Consider the following 8,660-nt stretch of genomic DNA (forward strand, 5'->3'; position numbering starts at 1 on the left):
CGTCCGGGCCGATCCCACAGCTGATCATCGCTGCCCTCGTCGGCATCGTCGTGATCATCGCGCTCATCACCTGGCTCAAGGTGCACCCGTTCATCGCCCTGGTGGTCGGTGCCCTGGGCGTCGGCATCGGTGCGGGGCTCGCGCCGGACAAGGCGGTCACGAGCTTCGGCAACGGCTTCGGCGCGACGATGACGAGCGTCGGCATCCTGGTCGGCCTCGGGTCGATGTTCGGCAAGATGCTCGTCGACTCCGGCGCCGCCGACCGCGTGGTCGACACCCTGGTGCGCAAGTCGTCGAAGGCCGCACTGCCCTGGACGATGGCCCTGATCGGTGCGCTGATCGGCCTGCCGATGTTCTTCGAGGTCGGCCTCGTGCTCCTCATCCCGATCATCGTGCTCGTCGCGAAGCGCAGCTCCGTGCCGATCATGAAGATCGCCGTGCCCGCCCTGGTCGGCCTGTCGACGATGCACGCGTTCGTCCCGCCGCACCCCGGCCCGCTCGTCGCGATCTCGACCGTCGGCGCGAACCTCGGCACCACGCTCGCCTTCGGCATCGTGCTGGCTATCCCGGTCATCATCCTGGCCGGACCGGTGTTCGCCCAGTTCGCGGCCCGCTGGGTCGACATCCCCGCGCCCGACATGTTCGGGTCGCGTGGGTCGGACTCCGGGTCGGCGTCCGGTCCGCAGGACCCCGCATCGGGCGGACGGGAGGCCCGGCGCGGCCCCGCCACGCAGGACACCGCATCCCTGCCGAACGGCAAGAGCGACTTCACGCGCGTCATCAGCGAGCCGCGCAGTCCGTCGTTCACCGTCGCGCTCATCGGGATCCTGCTGCCCGTCGTCCTCATGCTCGCCCAGGCCGTCCGCGAGGCGACCATGCCCGACGCCGCCGGCTCGTGGGTGAGCCTGCTCGACTTCCTCGGGTCGCCGATGATCGCGATCGGCATCGCCGCGATCTACGCGATGGTCTTCTTCGCGATCGGCGGCGGCATGGACCGGTCCGCCGTGGCGAAGTCGCTCGAGAGCGCGCTGCCCCCGGTCGCCGGGGTGCTGCTCATCGTCGGCGCCGGCGGTGGCTTCAAGCAGGTGCTCATCGACACCGGCATCGGCGGGGTGATCGCCGACGCCGTGAAGGACTCCGGCATCTCGGTGCTGCTCGTGGCCTGGGTCGTGTCGGCACTGGTGCGCGTCGCGACGGGGTCGGCCACGGTCGCAACCGTCACCGCCGCGGGCATCATGGCGCCGATCGCCGCTGACCTGTCCTCGCCGATGACCTCGCTGCTCGTGCTGGCGATCGGCGCGGGCTCGGTGTTCCTGTCGCACGTCAACGACGCCGGGTTCTGGCTCGTCAAGGGCTACCTCAACACCACCGTGGGGCAGACCTTCAAGACGTGGACGGTGCTCGAGTGCCTCATCTCGGTGCTCGGTCTGCTCGGGGTGCTGCTGGCCGGGGCGTTCATCCGATGAGCGGCGACTCCGCTCTGGATGCGCGTGTCCTGGTGGTCATGGGGGTCTCCGGTTCTGGCAAGTCGACCGTCGCCGCGATGGTCGCCGAGCGGCTCGGGTGGGACTTCGCCGAGGGCGACGCCATGCACCCGCAGGCCAACGTCGACAAGATGCACGCCGGTACACCGCTCACCGACGAGGACCGCTGGCCGTGGCTCGACGTCGTCGCCGGCTGGATCCGCGGGCACCTCGACGCCGGCACGCACGGCGTCGTGACCTGCTCGGCCCTGAAGCGGTCGTACCGCGACGTGCTGCGGGCTCCGGGCGTGGTGTTCGTCCACGTGGCCGGTGACGGCGCGCTGATCGAACAGCGCATGTCGCAGCGGTCCGGTCACTTCATGCCGACGTCGCTCCTGCAGTCCCAGCTCGCGACGCTCGAGCCGCCGCAGGACGACGAGGCGCACCTGACGATCGCGGCTGACCGGACCCCGGACGAGGAGAGCGCCGAGGTCGTCGAGCAGCTCGGGCTCGGCGGCGGCCGCTAGCTCGCTGCCGCCGCGTTCGCATCGTGAGCAGAAGAGGTCGGGTCCTGTGACAGGACCCGACCTCTTCTGCTCACCATGGGCGGTCTGCCGCGCCTCCCATCGGACGGGAGGGTCGTGGCGGCGCCGCCACGGGCCTCCCGTCCGATGTCGGGGTGCGTGCACCCCGCTCGTCGCGCGATCGTGCCGGCGCACGAGCGCGGGCACGTCGTCGCTCCTCAGCTGAACCGGATCGGGGTGCCGACCGGCAGGGCGGCGAGGGTGCGGGTCATCTCCGCCGAGATCCGCACGCACCCGTGCGAACTGCCGGTCGGGTCGGGGTAGTAGTGCAGCGCCGTCAGTGCCGCGTTGCCGCCGTACGACGGGATCCGCGACGAGTGCGCCCCGGTCAGGATGATCGGGTTGCCCTGCGTGTACGTCACGCGGGTGTCCACGTACGCCGCCTCGACGTAGGTGGCGGTGTCGGACGGCGTGGGGTCCTCGGGGGTACCGAGCCGGGCCACCTCGGTCGCGGTGACCTGGCCGCTCCGGGTGACGACGGACACCGTGCTCCGGGCGACGTCGACGCGGATCATCCGGTCGGTGTCGGTGACCGTGAAGTCGGCGGCCCGTGCCCAGGCGAACGTGGCGCTCGGCGCGTCCGGGTGTCCGCCGTCACCCGGGGTGCGGTTCCGGGCCGGGGTCGAGACGAGGAGCATGCCGCCGTCGACTCCGGGCGACCGGCCCCACACAGCAGTGGCGGCGGGCAGGTCGATCGTCGACACCAGGTGCGACAGCGTGGCCACGGGGCGGGCGCGGCTCGACGGGCTGGCGTACAGGGCGACGAGGTCGTGCCGTGGGGTGGCGATCTGCCAGGTGTCCGCGGGGCGGACGTCCCCGCCGTCGAGGAGTTCGGGGACGACGCCGTCGTGGAACGCCAGCGGCAGGGCGGCGAGGGTGGCGGCCGACGGCGCTCGGGGGACGGCCGCGAGCGTCGGTGTCGGTGTCGGCGTCGCGGTCGGTGTTGCCCGTGCGGCGCGGGTCGGGTGGGCGCCCGGACGGTCGGCGGTCACTCCCACGACGACGGCGGCCGCGACGGCGAGCGCAGCCGCACCCCCGACCACGGCGATCCAGCCCCTGCGTCGCATCGGCATCCCCCTGTGCTCGTGGTGTCGGTCAGCGTTCGGTGACCCGGCCGGCGTCGACGTGCCACTGCCGGTCGAGGCGGACGGTCTTCAGCATGCGCCGGTCGTGCGTGACGAGCAGCAGGGTGCCGTCGTACGACTCCAGTGCCTGCTCGAGCTGCTCGATGGCCACCAGGTCGAGGTGGTTCGTCGGCTCGTCGAGCACGAGCACGTTCACCCCGCGGGCCTGCAGCAGCGCGAGTCCGGCGCGGGTCCGTTCGCCGGGGGAGAGCGCCGACGCGGGCCGCCCGACGTGGTCGGCCTTCAGCCCGAACTTCGCGAGCAGCGTCCGGACGTCGGCGGTGGTGTACTCGGGCACGATCGCCTCGAACGCCGCGGCGAGGGACTGGTCGCCGGTGAAGGCCGCACGGGCCTGGTCGACCTCGCCGACGGCGACGCTCGACCCGAGCGAGGCGGTGCCGGTCGTCGGTGCCTGCTTGCCGAGCAGTGCCCGGAGCAGTGTGGACTTGCCGGCACCGTTCGGTCCGGTGATGCCGATGCGGTCCCCGCCGTCGACCTGCAGCGACACCGGGCCGAGCGTGAAGTCGCCCTGCGTGAAGGTGGCGTCGGACAGGGTGGCCACGACGGCCGAGGACCGGGGAGCGCTGCCGATCGTGAACTCGAGCTGCCACGCCTTGCGGGGCTCCTCGACCTCGTCGAGCCGCGCGATGCGGGACTCCATCTGGCGGACCTTCTGCGCCTGCTTCTCGCTCGACTCCGAGGCGGCCTTGCGCCGGATCTTGTCGTTGTCCGGGGCCTTCTTCATGGCGTTGCGCACGCCCTGGCTCGACCACTCGCGCTGTGTGCGGGCGCGGGAGACCAGGTCGGCCTTGGTGGCGGCGTAGTCCTCGTACGCGTCGCGCTTGTGCTGCCGGGCGATCTCGCGCTCCTCGAGGAACGAGTCGTACCCGCCGCCGAACAGCCGGTTGGACGACTGCGCCAGGTCGAGCTCGAGCACGCTCGTCACCGACCGCGCCAGGAACTCCCGGTCGTGGCTGACGAGCACGACCCCGCCGCGCAGGCCCCGGACGAACCCCTCGAGCCGGTCCAGCCCGTCGAGGTCGAGGTCGTTGGTGGGCTCGTCGAGCAGGACGATGTCGAACCGCGACAGCAGCAGCGCCGCCAGCCCGACCCGAGCGGCCTGCCCACCGGACAGAGCGGTCATGAGCGACTCCGGTCCGACGCCGTCGTCATCGGCTCCGGTCTCCAGGCCGAGGTCGGCCAGGACGGCGGGGATGCGGTCGTCGAGGTCGGCGGCGCCCGCGGCGAGCCAGCGGTCGAGCGCCGTCGAGTAGCGGTCCGCGGCGGCGTCGCCGGCGTCCGGGTCGCCGAGCGCGGCGGCCGCGGCGTCCATGACCTCGGTCGCCTCGGCCGAGCCGGTCCGTCGGGCGATGTACGCGGCGACGGTCTCGCCCGCGATCCGCTCGTGCTCCTGGGGGAGCCAGCCGACGAACGCGTCGGTCGGTGCGAGCGACACCGTTCCCGCCAGGGGCTCGTCGACACCCGCCAGCAGCCGGAGCAGCGTGGACTTGCCGGCGCCGTTCACCCCGACGACGCCGATCACGTCGCCCGGCGCGACCGTGAGGTCGAGGGAGTCGAACAGCGTGCGAGCGGCGTACCCGCCGGACAGGCCCTTGGCGACGAGCGTGGCGGTCATGCGCCAATCGTCCCACGCGGCGGCGCGCGCACGGCACCGCCGTCGGAGCGCCCGGGGCTCCGGGTGCAGCACACTGGACGGATGGCATCCTGCGTCTTCTGCGCGATCATCGCCGGCGACGAACCGGCCGTCTGGGTCGAGCGCGAGGACCACGCCGTCGCGTTCGCGCCGCTGCCCGGGTCCGCGCTCGCACCCGGGCACACCCTCGTCGCACCGGTCGAGCACGCCGACGACCTGCTCGGCGCCGCCCCGGTGGCGCTGGCCGCGACCGTCGCGCTCGCGCAACGGGTCGCACGAGCGATGCGGGGCGCGCTCGGCGCCACCGGCACCGTCGTGCTGCAGGCCTCCGGCGCCGATGCCGGGCAGAGCGTGCGGCACCTGCACTTCCACGTCGTGCCGTGCTGGCCGGACGACGGCACGACGCACTGGCCGGAGCCGCCCTCGGCACACGTCGTCGACGGTGACCCGCACGCACTCCTCGCCGAGATGTTCGAGTAGCTCCGGGAGCACACCCGGGCAGCGGTGCGCGGAACGGAGTGGAGTGGGCGCTGCACCGTCACCCGTCCCGCCGACACCCGCAGGAGCACACCATGACCACGAAGATCACCCTGATCATCGACAACCCGGCCGACCCGTCGGCGTTCGAGCAGTCCTACGTGGAGCTCGAGGCGCTCGCCGCGAAGCTGCCCGGCCTGCAGCGGCTCGAGGCGGCGAAGGTCTGGCCGAAGGAGGACGGCACGCCCACACCGGCGCACCGCACCCTCGACCTGTACTTCGCCTCGTACGGGGATGCCTCCGACGCGGTGGCGACCGCCGAGGCCGGGGCGTTCTTCCAGCAGCTCGGCGAGACCGGCGCCACGTTCACCGGCCTGTTCTCCGACATCGAGCACGAGTAGCACCGTCGGCTGGGGCCGGCCGACGAGTTCGGCGCCGGGCGCCGGGCCCGGGCCCGGGTCTCGGGCTGAGCGACACTCCTCGGGCCCCGCGCCGCGTGGAGTGTCGCTCAGCGCGAGTCTCGGCCTGGCAGACCACGCACCGGCACCGGCACCGGCGCCAACCGGCCGGAGCCGACAGGCAGCACGCCCGCGCGGTACTCGAGCACCTCGGCGTCACCGACGGTCGCCGTCGCCGTGCCGAAGCGCCATGCACGGTTGAACAGGTACACCCCGATGACGGTCCGGCCGTCGTCGGCGACCGCCCACGTGCCGGTGCCCCACTGCGCCGGGTGCCCGACCCCGTCGATCGTGACGGTCGGTCGGGCGAACCAGGTGAGCAGGGGGCGAGCGAGCCGGAGCTCGATCCGGCGCTTCGTCGTGCCGGAGGGGAGAGTCGTGTCCACCTCCGCAGGATAGGGCCGGCGCACCTGTGCCCGCCGCACCCGCGCACCCGTAGCGTGGCCGCCATGACCACCACCGTCCTCGTCGCCGGCGCCACCGGAGACCTCGGCGGACGCATCGTCCGCCAGCTCCTGCAGCACGACACCCGCGTCCGCGTCCTCACCCGCCCGTCCAGCACCGGCGCGCAGCGGCAGTTCGCCGACGGCGACCGCATCGACGTCGTCAGCGCGGCCTACACGGACGCATCGGCTCTGGTCGCGGCGCTCGCCGGGGTCGACGTCGTCGTCTCCGCGGTGAGCGGCACCCGCGCCGTGATCGTGGACGCCCAGCGGGCACTGCTCGACGCCGCGGTCCAGGCCGGCGTCCCGCGGTTCATCCCCTCGGACTACGCCGCCGACTACCGCTCGATCACGCCCGGCTCGAACCGCAACTTCGAGCTGCGCCGCGAGTTCGCCGCCACCCTCGACGCTGCGCCGATCCGTGCGACCTCGGTGCTGAACGGGGCGTTCACGGACATGCTCACCGGTCAGGCGCCGCTGATCCTGTTCGACCGCCAGCGGGTGCTCTACTGGTCGTCGGCGGACCAGGTGCTCGACTTCACCACGAAGGACGACGTCGCGCGCGTGACGGCGCTCGTCGCACTCGACGCGAACGCGCCCCGTGTGGTCGAGGTCGCCGGTGACCGCGTCACGGCACGGTCGATCGCCGACACGCTGTCCCGACTGACCGGCACCCCGTTCCGACTGCAGTGGGCGGGCACCACCGGCACGCTGTCGGCGATGGCACGGATCGGCCGACGGCTGTCGAAGGACGACGCCGAACCGTTCCCGGCCTGGCAGGGCATGCAGTACTTCGTGAGCATGTTCAGCGGCGAGGCGGAGCTCCACCACGTCGACGACGAGCGCTCCGGCCCGCACGGGTGGACGAGCGTCCGCGACGTGCTCGCCGCCCACCTGGGCGTCTGACGGTCCGACCGGGAGGCCCGCCCCGCGTCACGCAGGACGGCCGGCGGTCCGCCGCCGTGGCCGTCACGGGCACGCGCCGGCCGGGTCCTGCGCTGACGGTCAGGCGCCGCGGACGGCCCTGACGATCTCCTGCCGTGCCGCTCGTCCGCTGCGCGTCGGCAGCAGGGGGAACACGTGCAGGGCGCCGGGTCGCTCGCGCAGCGTGACGTCCACGCCCGCGGACCGAGCGGCCTCGACGAGCAGGTGCGCGTCGGGGTTGAGCACGTCGTGGGTCCCGGTGTGGACGAGCATCGGGCCGAGGCCGTGGAACGCGCCCGACAGGGGACTGACGACCGGGTCGTCGATCGACAGGCCGTCGGCCCACAGGTGCCCGAGGACACGACCCCCGTCGCGACCGAGCCACGGGTCGCTCGGTTGCACCTGGGGGATGCGCGGGTTCGAGAATCCGAGGTCGAGCGCCGGTGACACCAGGACGGTCCGGAGCGACCGGACGCCCTGGTCGCGCAGGGTCTGGGCGACGGAGAGCGCGATCTGCCCACCGGCGGAGTCGCCGGCGAGCTGCACCCGCCCGCGCTGGTCGATGATGCGGCGTGCGACGTCGAGGACCAGGTCGTGCGCCTGCCGGGCGTTGCCGTCCGGCAGGAGTCGGTAGATCGGGACGGTCACGGTGGCGCGCGCCTCGGCGGCGAGCTGGGCGATGAGCGCCCAGTGCTGCGGGGCGATCTCGTGGACCCACCCGCCGCCGTGCACGTACACGAGGTCGTGGAGCGGTGGCTGGCGGCTCGGGGTCACCGTGTACACGGGGGAACCGTCCTGACGGTGGACGTCGACGCGCACGTCGGGCCGGAGGCGCTTCGGCGGTCCGAACGGCTCGGGGCGGAGGGCCTGTCGGCGGACGGCCCGGTGCGCTCCCGCCTCGGTGACGAACGGAGCGTTCGCGTGCGTGGCCCGCAGGAACAGCGGGACCGCTGCTTCGGGGACGATCACGGTGTGCCTCCTCCATCGTCGGTGTCGTGCATCGGTTCGCTGAGCCCGAGGAGTGCACCCCGCACCGCGGCGACGCGGATCGTCGCGGCGTCGTCGTACAGCACCGTCTGGTTGACCGCGCCGACGTGCGCGGCGACGACCGCACGGGTGAAGACGTCCGGTGCGACGGTGAGGCGTCGGCCCTGCGCCGTGACCGACTCGACGAGCAGCGGTTCGAGTGCCGCGTGGAAGGCGTCGGTGTGCGCTCGGAGCAGCGCCCGGAGCTCGGGTTCGTGTCGCGCCCGGGACAGCAGGACCGAGCGGATCGCGTACCACTTGCCCTCGGGGGGAAGGCCGCCGAGGACCCCGGAGACGATCGCGTCGACGGACTGCGGGTCGGTCGTGCCGAGTGCGGCTCGGAAGCCGTCCTCGAGCCGCTCGACGACCACGGCCTCCTGCGCTTCGTACACCGCGAAGAAGAGCTCGTCGGTCGTCGCGAAGTTCGAGTAGAAGGCTCCGCGCGTGAACCCCGCACGCGCGACGATCGCCTCGACGCTGGCCGAGGCCGAACCGGTCTCGTCGAAC

At 73.1% G+C, this 8,660-nt stretch carries 10 protein-coding genes; 5 read left to right on the forward strand and 5 right to left on the reverse strand.

Annotated elements, in window-relative coordinates:
• The coding region (locus OGL88_RS17620) for a GntP family permease (protein ID WP_263092301.1) at positions 1 to 1,466 on the forward strand (1,466 nt) is incomplete at its 5' end.
• Complete coding sequence (locus tag OGL88_RS17625; protein ID WP_263092302.1) at positions 1,463 to 1,990, forward strand: gluconokinase; 528 nt, start codon at positions 1,463 to 1,465, stop codon at positions 1,988 to 1,990. The genes OGL88_RS17620 and OGL88_RS17625, both read left to right, overlap by 4 nt.
• Before the next feature lie 215 nt (positions 1,991 to 2,205).
• Here OGL88_RS17625 and OGL88_RS17630 read toward each other — a convergent pair whose 3' ends face one another.
• Together OGL88_RS17630 and OGL88_RS17635 are read right to left on the reverse strand one after the other, a co-directional pair.
• On the reverse strand, positions 2,206 to 3,114 hold the full coding sequence (locus OGL88_RS17630; RefSeq protein ID WP_263092303.1) for a L,D-transpeptidase: 909 nt from the start codon (positions 3,112 to 3,114) through the stop codon (positions 2,206 to 2,208).
• Between the two features lie 28 nt (positions 3,115 to 3,142).
• Positions 3,143 to 4,807 carry an ABC-F family ATP-binding cassette domain-containing protein gene (locus OGL88_RS17635; RefSeq protein ID WP_263092304.1) on the reverse strand — a complete coding sequence of 555 codons (1,665 nt, stop codon included), beginning with the start codon at positions 4,805 to 4,807 and terminating at the stop codon, positions 3,143 to 3,145.
• A gap of 81 nt (positions 4,808 to 4,888) precedes the next feature.
• Here OGL88_RS17635 and OGL88_RS17640 point away from each other — a divergent pair, with 81 nt between their 5' ends.
• Positions 4,889 to 5,305: an HIT family protein gene (locus OGL88_RS17640; RefSeq protein ID WP_123937737.1), complete on the forward strand. Its 417-nt coding sequence runs from the start codon at positions 4,889 to 4,891 to the stop codon at positions 5,303 to 5,305.
• A 92-nt stretch (positions 5,306 to 5,397) separates the two neighbouring features.
• Positions 5,398 to 5,703, forward strand: coding sequence for an EthD family reductase (locus tag OGL88_RS17645; protein ID WP_263092305.1), 306 nt, complete (start codon positions 5,398 to 5,400; stop codon positions 5,701 to 5,703).
• A gap of 107 nt (positions 5,704 to 5,810) precedes the next feature.
• Here the strand turns inward: OGL88_RS17645 and OGL88_RS17650 are convergent, their stop codons facing one another.
• A complete protein-coding gene (locus OGL88_RS17650) occupies positions 5,811 to 6,146 on the reverse strand; it encodes a hypothetical protein (RefSeq protein WP_263092306.1) in 336 nt (111 codons plus the stop codon).
• A gap of 63 nt (positions 6,147 to 6,209) precedes the next feature.
• On the opposite strand from OGL88_RS17650, the gene OGL88_RS17655 reads away from it, so the two are divergent.
• Positions 6,210 to 7,109 carry an NmrA family NAD(P)-binding protein gene (locus OGL88_RS17655; RefSeq protein WP_263092307.1) on the forward strand — a complete coding sequence of 300 codons (900 nt, stop codon included), beginning with the start codon at positions 6,210 to 6,212 and terminating at the stop codon, positions 7,107 to 7,109.
• 99 nt (positions 7,110 to 7,208) lie between these two features.
• On the opposite strand, the gene OGL88_RS17660 is transcribed toward OGL88_RS17655, so the two are convergent.
• Both OGL88_RS17660 and OGL88_RS17665 read right to left on the reverse strand, forming a co-directional pair.
• Entirely contained in the window at positions 7,209 to 8,096 is an 888-nt protein-coding gene (locus OGL88_RS17660) for an alpha/beta hydrolase (protein WP_263092308.1), read from the reverse strand.
• A partial coding sequence (locus OGL88_RS17665; protein WP_263092309.1) for a TetR/AcrR family transcriptional regulator occupies positions 8,093 to 8,660 on the reverse strand: 568 nt, incomplete at its 5' end. The genes OGL88_RS17665 and OGL88_RS17660, both read right to left, overlap by 4 nt.

Origin of the sequence: Curtobacterium sp. RIT-PI-V, assembly GCF_025642935.1 — a bacterium.
Lineage (GTDB): Bacteria > Actinomycetota > Actinomycetes > Actinomycetales > Microbacteriaceae > Curtobacterium.